The 13523-nt window shown below is 69.7% G+C and carries 13 protein-coding genes; 6 read left to right on the top strand and 7 right to left on the bottom strand.

Annotation, left to right across the window (positions count from 1 at the left end):
- The first annotated feature begins 10 nt into the window (after nucleotides 1–10).
- Genes J7520_RS12780 through J7520_RS12765 form a run of 4 tightly spaced genes read left to right on the top strand, consistent with a single transcriptional unit; the run spans nucleotide 11 to nucleotide 2253 of the window.
- Nucleotides 11–265 carry a YciI family protein gene (locus J7520_RS12780; RefSeq protein ID WP_291188823.1) on the top strand — a complete coding sequence of 85 codons (255 nt, stop codon included), beginning with the start codon at nucleotides 11–13 and terminating at the stop codon, nucleotides 263–265.
- Between the two features lie 25 nt (nucleotides 266–290).
- On the top strand, nucleotides 291–890 hold the full coding sequence (locus J7520_RS12775; RefSeq protein WP_291188821.1) for a short chain dehydrogenase: 600 nt from the start codon (nucleotides 291–293) through the stop codon (nucleotides 888–890).
- A 57-nt stretch (nucleotides 891–947) separates the two neighbouring features.
- Entirely contained in the window at nucleotides 948–1733 is a 786-nt protein-coding gene (locus J7520_RS12770) for a dienelactone hydrolase family protein (RefSeq protein WP_291188819.1), read from the top strand.
- A 10-nt stretch (nucleotides 1734–1743) separates the two neighbouring features.
- Nucleotides 1744–2253, top strand: a complete 510-nt coding sequence (locus J7520_RS12765; RefSeq protein WP_291188817.1) for a low affinity iron permease family protein — start codon at nucleotides 1744–1746, stop codon at nucleotides 2251–2253.
- Between the two features lie 6 nt (nucleotides 2254–2259).
- Here the strand turns inward: J7520_RS12765 and J7520_RS12760 are convergent, their stop codons facing one another.
- Nucleotides 2260–3189 carry a polyprenyl synthetase family protein gene (locus J7520_RS12760; RefSeq protein WP_291188815.1) on the bottom strand — a complete coding sequence of 310 codons (930 nt, stop codon included), beginning with the start codon at nucleotides 3187–3189 and terminating at the stop codon, nucleotides 2260–2262.
- 244 nt (nucleotides 3190–3433) lie between these two features.
- Between J7520_RS12760 and J7520_RS12755 the strand changes: the two genes are divergently transcribed.
- Both J7520_RS12755 and ssb read left to right on the top strand, forming a co-directional pair.
- Nucleotides 3434–5356 carry a CocE/NonD family hydrolase gene (locus J7520_RS12755; RefSeq protein ID WP_291188813.1) on the top strand — a complete coding sequence of 641 codons (1923 nt, stop codon included), beginning with the start codon at nucleotides 3434–3436 and terminating at the stop codon, nucleotides 5354–5356.
- A gap of 109 nt (nucleotides 5357–5465) precedes the next feature.
- A complete protein-coding gene (ssb, locus tag J7520_RS12750; RefSeq protein WP_291188811.1) occupies nucleotides 5466–6038 on the top strand; it encodes a single-stranded DNA-binding protein in 573 nt (190 codons plus the stop codon).
- Between the two features lie 269 nt (nucleotides 6039–6307).
- On the opposite strand, the gene J7520_RS12745 is transcribed toward ssb, so the two are convergent.
- The 6 genes from J7520_RS12745 to J7520_RS12720 all read right to left on the bottom strand — a co-directional run bounded on the left by J7520_RS12745 (nucleotide 6308) and on the right by J7520_RS12720 (nucleotide 13458).
- On the bottom strand, nucleotides 6308–7576 hold the full coding sequence (locus J7520_RS12745; RefSeq protein WP_291188809.1) for a cation:dicarboxylase symporter family transporter: 1269 nt from the start codon (nucleotides 7574–7576) through the stop codon (nucleotides 6308–6310).
- A gap of 420 nt (nucleotides 7577–7996) precedes the next feature.
- On the bottom strand, nucleotides 7997–8755 hold the full coding sequence (locus J7520_RS12740; RefSeq protein WP_291188807.1) for a L,D-transpeptidase family protein: 759 nt from the start codon (nucleotides 8753–8755) through the stop codon (nucleotides 7997–7999).
- A gap of 3 nt (nucleotides 8756–8758) precedes the next feature.
- Complete coding sequence (locus J7520_RS12735; protein ID WP_291188805.1) at nucleotides 8759–9598, bottom strand: MurR/RpiR family transcriptional regulator; 840 nt, start codon at nucleotides 9596–9598, stop codon at nucleotides 8759–8761.
- A 153-nt stretch (nucleotides 9599–9751) separates the two neighbouring features.
- Entirely contained in the window at nucleotides 9752–10846 is a 1095-nt protein-coding gene (locus J7520_RS12730) for a dipeptide epimerase (protein ID WP_291188803.1), read from the bottom strand.
- A 24-nt stretch (nucleotides 10847–10870) separates the two neighbouring features.
- On the bottom strand, nucleotides 10871–12301 hold the full coding sequence (locus J7520_RS12725) for an SH3 domain-containing protein (RefSeq protein ID WP_291188801.1): 1431 nt from the start codon (nucleotides 12299–12301) through the stop codon (nucleotides 10871–10873).
- Nucleotides 12302–12306: 5 nt separating this feature from the next.
- On the bottom strand, nucleotides 12307–13458 hold the full coding sequence (locus J7520_RS12720; RefSeq protein WP_291188799.1) for a DUF819 family protein: 1152 nt from the start codon (nucleotides 13456–13458) through the stop codon (nucleotides 12307–12309).
- Nucleotides 13459–13523 lie beyond the last annotated feature (65 nt).

Genomic DNA, 13523 nt, shown 5'->3' with positions numbered 1-13523 from the left:
AGGACATCGGATGAACCGCTATCTCGTACTGGTGATGCGCAAGCCCGCGTTCGATCCGGCGCTGGGGCCGGCGCACAAGGCCTTTCTCGACACGCTGCGCGCGCAGGGGCGGCTCGAACTGTCCGGTCCGTTCGCCGACGCGAGCGGCGGCGCCTACCTGATGCGTGCTGCTACGCTGGAGGAGGCGCAGGCGACGGCGCTGCAGGATCCGCTGCATCTGCACGGTTCCTCGACCGTCACCGTGCATGAATGGCGCGCGGCGTGAGGCGAGGCCAGCGGAGGACGGACGCATGAAGATTCTGGTGATCGGCGCCGGCGGAGCCGTCGGCAAGGCCATCGTGGCGGAACTCGGCGCACGGCACGAGATCGTCGAGGCCGGCAGGAACAGCGGCGCATTCCGCGTCGACGTGCTCGACCCGGCCAGCGTGCACCGGCTGTTCGCCGACGTCGGTTCTCTCGACGCGGTGGTGATGGCGGTCGGACGCGTGCATTTCGGTCCGCTCGGCGAGATGACCGCGGAGCAGTTCCGCTCCGGCCTCGACGACAAGCTGATGGGGCAGGTCAACGTCGTGCTCGCCGGCCAGCATCGGCTGAACGACGGCGGTTCGTTCACTTTGACCAGCGGCATCCTCAGCGCCGAACCGATCCGCGACGGCGTGAACGCGACCGCCGTCAACGCGGCCGTCGACGGCTTCGTGCGCGCGGCCGCGATCGAGCTGCCGCGCGGCCTGCGCATCAACGCCGTCAGCCCGACCGTGCTGGCCGAGTCGATGGCGACGTACGGGCCGTATTTCCGCGGCTTCGAACCGGCGCCGGCGGCGCGCGTCGCGCTCGCCTACAGCCGCAGCGTCGAGGGCGCGCAGACCGGCCGCATTTACACGGTCTGGTAAGCGGGATCGCCGTTCCGGCGGCTTATGATGGCGCTCCCCTGATCAGGAGAGAGAGCCATGCGCACGATCACCTTCGTCCTCGCTTCGCTGTTCGCGCTGCCGCTGCACGCCGCGGTGGTGTCCAAGCCGCTCGACTACGAGGTCGGCGGCAAGAAGATGCAGAGCGTGCTGGTCTACGACGATGCGGTGAAGACGCCGCGCCCCGGCGTGGTGATGACGCCGGACTGGCTCGGCATCACGCCCGACAATCTCGCCCTGGCGAAACAGATCGCGGGCAAGGACTACGTGATCCTCGTCGCCGACGTGTACGGCGCCGACCAGCGCCCGAAGAACGCCGACGAGGCCGGCGCCGCGACCAAGGCGCTGTACCAGAATCGCGACGAGCTGCGCGCGCGCATCGGCGCCGCGCTGGCGCAGCTCAAGGCGCAGGCCGGCAAGGCGCCGCTGGACGGCAGGCACTACGGTGCGATCGGCTTCTGCTTCGGCGGCGCCACCACGCTGGAGCTCGCGCGCAGCGGTGCCGACGTCGCCGGTGTGGTCTCGTTCCACGGCAACCTGGAGACCGACGATCCGGCGCGGGCGAAGAACATCAAGGCGAAGGTGCTCGTGCTGCACGGCGCCGACGACAAGTACGAATCGCCCGAGCAGATCGCCGCCTTCCAGCAGGAAATGCGCGACGGCAAGGTCGATTGGCAGTTCCTGAGCTACGGCGGTGCCGTGCACTGCTTCGCGATCCCGACCGCCGACGGTTCGAACCGCGGCTGCAAGTACGACGAGCGCACGGCCAGGCGCGCGTTCGCGCAGATGCACGCGTTCTTCGACGAAGCGTTCGCGGCGAAGTAGGCGGCGTGCGATGAGAAGGAACGGCGGTTTCACCCGCTTCGCCAATTCCGCCTCGCGCCTGACCGGGCGCGCCGGTACCTTCGCGCTGGCCGCGCTGGTCGTCGTCGTGTGGGCGGTGACCGGTCCGCTGTTCGGCTTCAGCGACACCTGGCAGCTGGTCATCAACACCGGCACGACGATCGTCACCTTTCTGATGGTGTTCCTGATCCAGAACACGCAGAACCGCGATTCGGAGGCGATGCACGTCAAGCTGGACGAGATGATCCGCGCGATCGAAGGCGCGCACAACGCGCTGCTCGACCTGGAGGAACTGGACGAGGAGGCGCTGGATCGCGTGCGCCTGCGCTATCGCGCGCTGGCGAAGAAGGCGCGCGCGGACGTCGCCGCCGGCGGGCACGACATCGGCTGCGAGGAGGTCGAGGCCGAGGTCGAGCGCGACGAGATCGAAAGCGACGAGATCGAGAGCGGCAGGAGGGCAGGCGGCAAGATCGAGCCGGGCGACGCCGACCGGCGCGATTGACCCGCTTCAGCGCGTGCGGTCGACCGCGTAGTCGGCCAGCACGGCGAGCGCGTCGCGAGCGTCGGACGGCGGCAGCGCGTCGAGGGCTTCGCGCGCGGAACGCGCATACGCCTGCGCGCGTTCGCGCGAGCCGGCCAGCGCGTCGGTGGCGCGGATCGCGGCGAGCACGTCGTCGAGCGCGTCGAGGCCGCCGGCCTGGATCGCGCGCTTGAGCATCGCCGCCTGCGCCGGTTCGCTGCGCTCGATCGCCAGGATCAGCGGCAGGGTCGGCTTGCCTTCGGCGAGGTCGTCGCCGATGTTCTTGCCGAGCGTGCCGGCGTCGGACGCGTAGTCGAGCACGTCGTCGGCGATCTGGAACGCATAGCCGAGATCCAGGCCGTAGCGCGCCAGCGCGTGCTCCTGCTCGGCCGGTAGATCCGCCAGCACCGCGCCGAGCCGCGTCGCGGCGGCGAACAGCACGGCGGTCTTGCGCTCGATCACGTCGAGGTAGGCCTGTTCGCTCGTGTCCGGGTTGCCGATGTTCAGCAGCTGCAGCACTTCGCCTTCGGCGATGCGGTTGGTGGTGTCGGCGAGGATGCGCATGACGCGCAGGCTGTCCAGCTCGACCATCATCTGGAACGAGCGCGAATAGAGGAAATCGCCGACCAGCACGCTGGCCGCGTTGCCCCATACGGCGTTGGCGGTCTGGCGGCCGCGGCGCAGGTCCGATTCGTCGACCACGTCGTCGTGCAGCAGGGTCGAGGTGTGGATGAACTCGATCACCGCGGCGAGCTGCACGTGCAGGCGTCCGCCGTAGCCGGCCGCCTGCGCGGCGAGCAGGTGCAGCATCGGACGCAGGCGCTTGCCGCCGCCGCCGATGATGTGCTCGGCGACCTGGTTGATCAGCACGACGTCGGACGCCAGCCGCGCGCGGATCAGCGCGTCGACCTGGGCCATGTCTGCCGCGGCGAGCGTTTGCGCGTCGGCGAAACGAGTGATCGAAAACGACGGGAGCGGGCGAGCGGTGGACATTGTCGACGGGCTGATGCGGTGCGGCGATTGTAGCAGGCGGGGCCGGGGCGTCGTCCCGCGTTCGCCGCGCCGCCGCTGGCGCCGCAGGCCCGGAAATGTGACCTTTGGCGGTGCTGCGGTCGCCGCTTCCGCATTAGTGTCGCTAGGTTGCCCTCGAGCGAGGTGTCCGATGGAAACTCCGCGTTTCGCGCTGGCCTGTTGCGCCGCGCTGCTGGTCTTCTCCGCGATCGCGACCGCCGGCACGCCGCCGCTTTCGCCCGACATCCCGAAGACCTTCACCGTGCCGGTGCAGAACGACGACTACGTCCGGCGCGTCGAGAAGATACCGATGCGCGACGGCGTGAAGCTGTACACGGTCATCATGATCCCGAAGGGCGCGCACGACGCGCCGATCCTGCTGACCCGCACGCCCTACAACGCGGCCAAGCGCGCCGAGCGCGACGTCAGCGGCAGCCTGCTCGCCTCGCTGCCGCAGGGCGACGAGGTATTCGTCAAGGGTGGCTACATCCGCGTCTTCCAGGACGTGCGCGGCAAGCACGGCTCCGAAGGCGACTACGTGATGACGCGGCCGCTGCGCGGTCCGCTGAACGACAGCAAGGTCGACCACTCCACCGACGCCTGGGACACGATCGACTGGCTGGTGAAGCACGTGAAGGAATCCAACGGCCGCGTCGGCATGCTCGGTTCGTCCTACGAGGGCTTCACGGTGGTGATGGCGCTGGTGAATCCGCACCCGGCGCTCAAGGTCGCGGCGCCCGAGAGCCCGATGATCGACGGCTGGATGGGCGACGACTGGTTCCACTACGGCGCGTTCCGGCAGACCAATTTCGACTACATCGCCGGGCAGACCACCGCGCGCGGCGAAGGCAAGAAGATCGCGCGCCAGGGTTACGACGACTACGACAACTTCCTGCGCGCCGGCTCCGCCGGCGATTTCGCGCGCGCGGCCGGGCTGGACCAGCTCGGGTTCTGGAAGAAGATCTCCGAGCATCCGGCCTACGACGCGTTCTGGAGCGCGCAGGCGCTGGACAAGACGATGGCCGACACCCCGCTGGCGGTGCCGACGATGTGGGTGCAGGGCCTGTGGGACCAGGAAGACATGTGGGGCGCGATCCACAGCTATCCGATGCTGGAAGCCAAGGACGCGCGCAACGACAGGAACTTCCTCGTCATGGGGCCGTGGCGGCACAGCCAGGTCAACTACGACGGCACCTCGCTCGGCGCGCTGCAATGGGAGGGCGACACTGCGCTGCAGTTCCGCCGCGACGTGCTCAAGCCGTTCTTCGACCAGTACCTCGTCGCGGGCGCGGCCAAGGCCGACACGCCGCCGGTCTACATCTACAACACCGGCGAGAACCACTGGGATCGCTACACCGCCTGGCCGCTGAGCTGCGCCGACGGCTGCGCGGCGAAGCCCAGGCCGCTGTATCTGGCCGCGCAGCAGGGCCTGTCGTTCGACGCGCCTGCGGCGGACGCGAACGCGTACGACGAATACGTCTCCGATCCGGCCAAGCCGGTGCCGTACCAGCCGCGGCCGGTGCGCTTCGCCGACGGCGACGCGTGGAAGCGCTGGCTGGTCGTCGACCAGCGCTTCGTCGACGGCCGTCCCGACGTGCTGACCTACGTCAGCGAACCGTTGCGCGAACCGCTGCACATCGGCGGCGCGCCGCAGGTGCACCTGGTCGCCTCGACCAGCGGCACCGACAGCGACTGGGTGGTCAAGCTGATCGACGTCTATCCCGACACCGTGCCGTCGCATCCGGAGCTGGGCGGCTACGAACTCGGCGTGTCGATGGACATCTTCCGCGGACGCTACCGCACCAGCTTCGAGAAGCCCGAGGCGATCGCCGCGAACCAGCCGCTGGCCTACCGCTTCGGCCTGCCGACCGCGAACCACGTGTTCGAGCCGGGCCACCGCATCATGGTGCAGGTGCAGTCGAGCTGGTTCCCGCTCTACGACCGCAATCCGCAGACCTTCGTGCCGAACGTCTTCTTCGCCCAGCCGGGCGATTACCGCAAGGCGACGCAGCGCGTCTACCGCGGCGGCGAGAACGCGAGCTACGTCGAGCTGCCGGTGGTGCCGAAGACCTAGCGGGCGCTGCGTTTTCCTACGCTCCCGGGCCACCGTTTCGTACGGCCGGGGCGGACCTGCGTGGTACCATTTGCGCCACGCAATCGCCCCGGATCGGAGACAAAGGCATATGGCACGCGGCATCAACAAGGTCATCCTCGTAGGCAACCTTGGCGCCGATCCGGAGACGCGCTACACCGCCAACGGCGGCGCGATCACCAACATCCGCCTCGCCACCAGCGAGAGCTGGCGCGACAAGCAGACCGGCGAGAATCAGGAACGCACCGAATGGCACCGCGTGGTGCTGTTCGGCAAGCTCGGCGAGATCGCCGGCGAGTACCTGAAGAAGGGCCGGCAGGTCTACATCGAAGGCTCGCTGCGCACCAACAAGTACACCGACAAGGAAGGCGTCGAGCGCTACACCACCGACATCGTCGCCAACGAGATGCAGATGCTCGGCGGTCCCGGCGGCGGAGGCGGCGGCGAGGGCGGCTATTCGCGTGGTGGTGGCGGCGGCGGTTACTCGGAAGGCGGCGGTGGCGGCGGCTACAGCGGTGGTGGCGGCGGTGGCGGTGGCGGCTACAGCCGCGGCGAGCGCGGCGGCGAGCGCTCGGGCGGTTCGTCGCGACCGCAGCAGTCCCAGGGTCCGTCGCGCCAGGCCCCGCCGAGCGACAATTTCGAAGACGACGACATTCCGTTCTGAGTGCGATCGTCCGTGATCGCCGCAGTCGGGAGAGGGTCTGGCCGGCGACGGGTCGTGGCTTCGGCGAGTCCAACCGCGGCCATCCATGGCCGCACTTTTCAACGCGCTCCGCGCGAGTCGAATCATCCTGCGAATCGAATCGGCCCGATGTAGCTCGATCCGATATCCGGGCTACGGAGAGGTTGCGACTCGCGGCGGTTCGTTGCCTCAGCGAGTGCGACCAAGACCGTCCGTGGCCGCGCTCTCGGACGCGCTTCGCGCGAACGGCGTCAACGCGAATCGAATGGCTCTGACCGAGCCGGTTCCGCGTCCTTCGCGTCGAGCCGTGAGACCACGCTCGACGCGGTCACATCCGCGCTGACGTTGCCGACGGTGGCGAACACGTCGGGGATCGTGTCGACGGCGAGCAGCAGGGCCAGCGGTTCCAGCGGCAGGCCCATCGCCGAGGTCACCGGCATCGTCGTCGCCATGAAGCTGACCTGGCCGGGCAGGCCGACCGAACCGAGGCTGATCACGACGGCGAGCGCGGCCGCCGCGGCGAGCTGCGCCGGCGGCACGTCGATGCCGTAGATCCAGGCGACGAACACAGCCGAGCCGATGTACTGCATCGGACTGGTCAGGCGGAACAGCGACACCGCCATCGGCAGCACCAGCGCGGCGACCGGCCGCGGGTGGCCGAGGCGCGAGGTCGCGCTGTCGAGCATCGCCGGCAGCGAGGCGAGCGAAGACTGCGTGCTCGCGGCGACCACCTGCGCCGGCAGCAGTCCCGCGGCGAAGCGGCGCAGCGACTCGCCGCCGAACACCACGGCGACCGGATACAGCAACACAGTCGCGAGCAGGTACATCGTGCACTGCATCGCGATGTAGCCGCCGAGCGCGCCGAGCACGCCGTGGCCGGCGCGCGCGCAGACCGCGAGCACCAGCGCGAACACGCCGAGCGGCGCCGCCCACAGCACCCAGCGCACGATCACGATCATCGTGTCGGCGAGGCTCTGGAACAGCTCGATCATGCGCGCGCGTCGCGACGCCTCGATGCGCGTCAGCGCGAAGCCGAAGAACAGCGCGAACACGACCAGCGGCAGCATTGCGCTCTGCGCCGCGGCAGCTATCGCGTTGGTCGGCACCACGCCGGCGAGCCAGTCGGCGAAGCCGGGCGCCGCGACCGGCGCGCTGGCCGGGGGAATCGCCGCGCGCAGCGCGTCCATCGTGGCCGGATCGCGCGGCAGCAGCGACAGCAGCAGCGGTGCGACGGCGATCATCAGCGCGGCCCCGGCACTGAGCAGGATCGCGAACACGACCAGCGCGCGCCGCGCCGTGCGGCCGGACGCCGCCGCATCGCTGGCGGCGCCGACGCCGACGATCACCAGCGCCAGCACCAGCGGCACCACCGTCATCTGCAACGCGTTCAGCCACAGCCTGCCGATCGGCTGCACGAAGTCGGCCACGCGCACGCCGAGCGCCGCGTCGTGCCAGGCCAGCAGCAGGCCGAGGAGGGCGCCGGCGAGGAGGCCGAGCAGGATGCGGGTGGTCGTCGACATGAGAGCCAAGACTGGGGACTCAGTGGTAGCGCTTGCTGTCCCTTCCCCCGCTCGTGGGGGAAGGTGGCGCACAGCGCCGGATGAGGGAGGTCGGAGTGGAGCGTCGGAGGAGGCAAGCCGGAACGCGGCGCTGCACTCCGAATGCCCTCACCCGCCGCATTGCGGCGGCCTCTCCCGCGAGCGGGAGAGGCGAAAACTCGAAGCGCGCGGCTGGCATAGGCGCATTTGTATTGGACGGATTGGCGAGTCGGATCGTGCTCTTCTCCCTCTCCCGCTTGCGGGAGAGGGCCGGGGTAAGGGTGCTTTCGCGACACGCCATCCCGAAGGCACCGGCCGAACCTCCCGCAGGCGCGCGAGGAAGCGGCGCTCCCACCCGTGCGCGCATCAGCCCGGAAACGGCGGTGCTGCGCGCAAGCGTCCTCACGGCAACCGCCACGCTTCGCGCAAGCGCGCGTACTCGGCCTCGGGCAGCAGCACGAACACCGGATGCTCGTCCGGGCGCAGCCAGGCGAGCAGCGCCTGCATGTCGGCGCGCGCCATCGCGGTGCAGCCGGCGGTGGCTTCGCCGGGAGTGCGCCACAGGTGCGCGAAGATGCAGCTGCCGTCGCCGCGACGGTTGCGTGGATTGTGCTCGACGACCAGGCCGAGTTCGTAGCGCACGTCGCCGTCGGCGTGCAGGTCGCGGCGCATCGGTTCGGTCGAGCCGGCGACGGCGTCGGCGCCGACCTCGCGCGCGTCGACGATGCGGTTGTAGAGCGGCGAACCGTCGACGTCGACGCACCAGTGCTCGGCCGTCATCGCCGCATAAGGCCAGGCAGTGCGCGCCGAGCCGGCGTAACCGAAGGCAGTGCCGAGCGCGAACACGCCGGCGGGGCTGCGGCCGTCGCCTTCCTGCTTGCGCGGGCCGGCTTGCGCCTCGTGCAGGCCGACGCCCCAGGCCGCGCCGTTGCGGCCGATCGCGACGTCGAAGCCGTCGCCGGCCGCGTGCCAGCCGCGCGCGTCTCGTTCGTAGCGGCGCAGGCGGCCGTGGTTCGCGTCCCAGTCGGCGGTCGTGACGAGGATCATCTGTCGCGCGTCGGTCCACGTTGGCGGCGTGCGCAACGGCGCATGGCAGGCGGCGATCGCGGCGAGGCCGAGCAGGCCGAGAATGCGGCGGGTTTTCACCAGGCAGGCTCGCATGCGTCAGGGCTCGAGCATGCTCTGGATGCGCTCGAGGTTGGCCTCGAAGCGTGCGAGGCGATCGCCGCGCTCGGCCAGCAGCACGAACAGCATGTCGAGCAGGTGGCGCAGCGCCGACTGGTACAGCAGCGGCTCGACGTGCGCGCGTTCGTCGTGCGCCGACACCAGCAGCGAAAGATCGGCGTGCGCGCGCAGCGGATTGGCGCTGTGGCGCGTGATCGACACGACCTTGCCGCCGCGTTCGCGGAACTGGCGGCCGATCTGGCACAGCGCCGGTTGCTGGCCGTGTTCGGAGAACACCAGCAGCAGGTCGGCCTCGGTCGCGGCGGCGATGCTGGCGGTCATCAGCACGGCGTCGAAGTGGTGCACGGTCAGGATGCCGAGCAGGGACAGCCGCATCGCGAACGCGCGCGCCGGGATGCCGTCCTCGCCCAGCCCAATGATGAAGATCTTGCCGGCGCGGCCGATCGCCTCGGCGATCGCATCGACCTTCGCCGAGGGATTGATCACGCGTGTTTCCTGCTCGGCGCGCGATTTCGCCTGCCACAGCTCCTCGGCCAGCGCATCGTGTGGATCGGCGCGCGCGGGTTCGGCGTGGCCGTTGCTCTCGCCGCCGCGCGCGATCTCCTCGCCGATCGAGTACTTGAGGTCCGGATAGCCCTTGAAGCCGAGCTTCTGGCTGAACTTGACCACGCTGGACTGGCTGATCTTCAGCGCGTTGGCGAGCTGCTGCGAGGAGTAGTCGCGCAGCAGGTGCGCTTCCTCGAGGATGAAATCGGCGATGCGGCGCTCGATCGCCGACATCTGGTCGCGCTCGGCGCGGATCTTCAGCAGCGGAGACATGCGGGCGGTTCCGGGCGCTCCGGACGCTTGGTCATTCCCGCGTACACGGGAATCCGCGGCTTTCCGCTCCCGAGGCATGGAAAGCCGATGGAGTCCCGTGTACGCGGGAATGACGAGCGGAATTGCGGTTTTCGCGGGGTGCGCATGTGCGGATCAGGATAGCAACTCGAGCCCGCGGATCTCGCGGATGCCCAGGCCCGGCGCGTCGGTCACGCTGATCTCCGACTCGTTGAAGATCACCCCGCCGTCGACCGGATCGAACGCGCACAGCGAAGGCCCGTCGAGATCGATCTTGGTGATCGAATGCGCCTTGGCCACCGCCACGTGCACCGCCGCGGCGACGCTGATGCTGGCTTCCAGCATGCAGCCGATCATGCATTCGACCTGGTACATCGCGGCGATGTCGGCGATGCGGATCGCGTTGGAGATGCCGCCGGTCTTCATCAGCTTGATGTTGATGATGTCGGCCGCACGCATGCGGATCAGCTCGACCACCTCGGTCGGGCCGAACACGCTCTCGTCGGCCATCACCGGCGTGTGCACGCGTTCGGTGACGTACTTCATGCCGTCGAGGTCCTGCGCCTTGACCGGCTGCTCGACCAGCTCCAGCCGCACGCCGGCGTCCTCCAGCGTCTGCAGCGCGTAGACGGCCTGCTTGGCGGTCCAGCCCTGGTTCGCGTCCAGGCGCAGCAATGCGCGCCCCTCGACCGCGGCGTAGATCGCCTTGACGCGCTCGATGTCGACGCCGATGTCCTTGCCGACCTTGATCTTCAGCGATTCGAAGCCGCGTTCGATCGCCGACAGCGAGTCGGCCACCATCTTGTCGATGTAGTCCACGCTGATGGTGATGTCGGTGGTGATGACCGGATCGCCGCCGCCGAGCAGGCGGTACAGCGGCGCGTCGTAGAGCTGGCCCCAGAGGTCGTGCACGGCGATCTCGACCGCCGCCTTCGCGCTGGTGTTCTTCTCCATCGAACTCTGGATCAGGTGCGTGATGCGGTTGAGATCGGCGATCTCGGCGCCGATCAGGCGCGGCGCGATGTAGTGGCGGATCGCGTCGACGATCGAGCCGTGCGTGTCGCCGGTGATCACCGCCGTCGCCGGCGCCTCGCCGTAGCCGACGTGGCCGCTGTCGGTGTCGATCATGACGACGATGTCCTCGACCGCGTCGACGCTGCGCAGCGCGGTCTTGAACGGCGTCTTCAGCGGCACGCGCAGCTTGCCGAAGCGGATGTCCGTGATTCTCATCGGGCGATTCTCATGCAGTGACCTTCATGGGCTGTCCTTCGCAGGGTCGTGCGAGTCCGGGGCGATGCGCACGATGCTGGTCATGCGGTCGACGTAGGTGTCGCCGCGGCCGCCGAACAGCAGCGGCAGCAGCGGCGACACCGACACGGCGTTCAGGCGCACGCGCGTGGTGCGTCCGTCGCCGTCGCGGTAGCTGAGGCCGGTGGTGTCGTGGATGACGTAGGGTTCGCCGTCGCGATGGCCGATCGCCATCATCACGTGGCCGGGAATGTAGATCAGGTCGCCGACGCGTAGCGCGCGCGCGGCGGCCTGGCGCGCGGCGTGGTCGTCGCCTGCGGTGAACACGCGCTTGCGCAAGGCCGGACTGACGCCCTGGTCGCGCGTGTTGCGCGGCAGCTCCAGGCCGAAGCTGTGGTAGACGTCGGAGACGAAGCCGGAGCAGTCGCGCGCGTCGTAGGAGTGGCCCCAGCCGTAGCGCTCGCCGAGGAACTTGAAGGCCTGCCGCAGCAGGTTCGCCTCGCTCAGCGGCAGATAGTCGGCACGGGTGTCGGCGGTCTTCGGCAGCAGCGCCGGCGCGAGCGCGAGCGAGCCGTCTTCGCGGCGCAGCGGCAGCTCGATCACGTGCGCGGTGTAGGGGTGCTGGCCGTTGACCGGCCGATTCTCCGGCCAGCCGACGGCGAGCGGCAGGCGCAGGCCCATGTCGAGCTGCAGCTGCGACAGCGCCGGCTGTTCGGGCGAGTAGACGGTGCGCGCGGTGGCGCCGGTGACGACGCGATACGGCTTCGCTTCGTCGTAGCCGAGCACCGGGTCGCGCTCGCCGAGCGCGACGGCGGATTTCTCGATCCACGCCGCGTAGCGCTCGCTGATGACGAACCACCAGCGGCCGTCGCGGCTCTCGTGCGCGACCACCACCGGCATGCCGGGAAACAGCGCGCTCTCCTGGAAGCGGTCGATGTCGCGATCGCCGGGCTCGTCGAACACGCGCAGGTCGGTCGGGAACGCGCGCAGCGCGGCACGTCGCACGACCAGGCCGTAGCGCGCCGCGCGCTGCGGCGCGATCGCCTCCAGTGCGCGCCCGGCGAGGATCGCGTCGAGCCTCGCCTGCGGCACGCGCTGGCCGTCCTCGCCGTAGTAACCCTCCGGCGGCATCTCGGCGAGTTCCTCGATCCAGCGCGCCACGTCGGCACGCGCGAGCATCGACGGCAGCGCGCGCAAGTCGTGCATCGACGGATCGGAACGGAACAGCGCCGCGTTCTGCGCCGCGATCGCGGCGCGGTCGAGCAGCACGCGATCGGCATGGGGGAGTCTGGCGATCCAGTAGTCGGGCACGAGCTGGGCCTCCTCGACGCCGACGACGCCGTGCGCGGGAACCGGCGGCGTCTCGCGCGCCTGCAGCGGGGTGCCGGCGAGCGCGAGCGCGACGGTCAATGCGATGTTCGACAGGGTTGACGACATGGGGTTCACCTCACGGCCAGTGCCGACAGCACCGACGCCACGACCAGACCGACGCCGGTGCCCAGGATGTAGCCGAGCAGGGCGAGCAGGATGCCGACCGGCACCAGCGCGCGCGCGTAGCTCGCCGCCAGGATCGGCGTTGCCGCGACGCCGCCGACGTGCGCGAGCGAGGCGATGCCGCACAGGTACAGGTCGAAACGGAACACTCGCGCGGCGAGTGCGAGCAGCACCGCGTGCAGCGCGAGGATGGTGACGCCGCAGAGCAGATACAGCGGCGCGTCGGCGAAACCCTTGAAGTTGCTCTGCGAGGCGAGCACCGCGACGACCGCTGCGAGCAGCGCGCTCGACAGCGCGCCGGCGCCCGGGTAGCGCGCCAGCGGCGTGTGCGCGGCGACCAGGCCGGCGGCGGTCGCGAGCAGGATCGTCCAGGTCGATGCGGAGAGCATGCTCGAGGTGGGCAGGTATCCCGCAGCCCATGCCGACGCCGACGCGGCGGCGAGGGCGAGGCCGAGCCAGACCAGCACGCTGTCCGGTGTCGGCGGCGCGGTCGTGCGCGTCTCGGCGACGACGAGGTCGGCACTCGAACGCGCGCGCGTCCAGCGATTGAACGCCGGCGCCAGCCGCGCGATCGAGAACAGCACGGCGAACCACATTGAGTAGCACAGCGCATCGGTCAGCAGCGACATCGCCAGCAGCGAGTCGGGCATGCCGATCGCCTGCTTCACCGCGATCATGTTCGCGGTGCCGCCGACCCAGCTTCCGGACAATGCCGACAGCGGCTGCCACGCATCGGCCGGCAGCCAGGTGCGATAGAGCAGGAAGGTCGCCACGAAGGCGACGAACAGGCTGATCGTGGTGCAGAAGAACACGCCGAGCACGCGCGGCCCGAGCGCCCAGATCGCGCGCAGGTCGCAGTGGATCATCAGCAGGAACACCAGCGCCGGCACCAGGCGCGACACCAGCATCGACTGGGCCTGCGCGATCTCGCCGTCGACCAGCCACAGCCCGGCGACCGCCAGCGCGGTGACGGAGAGATACGTCCACACGATCGGCGGCAGCAGCGTGAACAGCTTCCAGCCGAAGCGCCGCTCCAGCGCCGGAAAAACGCCGGCGCACAGCAGCATCACGGCGAGATACGGCCATACCGTCCGGATCATGCGCCTTCCATCGGATGTGTCTTCATCGGCTCCCCTGCGGCACCGGATTGTGCACTTGCGGAATA

The sequence above is a fragment of the Dokdonella sp. genome, from assembly GCF_017744955.1.
Taxonomy (GTDB): Bacteria; Pseudomonadota; Gammaproteobacteria; order Xanthomonadales; family Rhodanobacteraceae; genus Dokdonella_A.
This window is presented reverse-complemented; position numbering and strand designations above follow the sequence as displayed.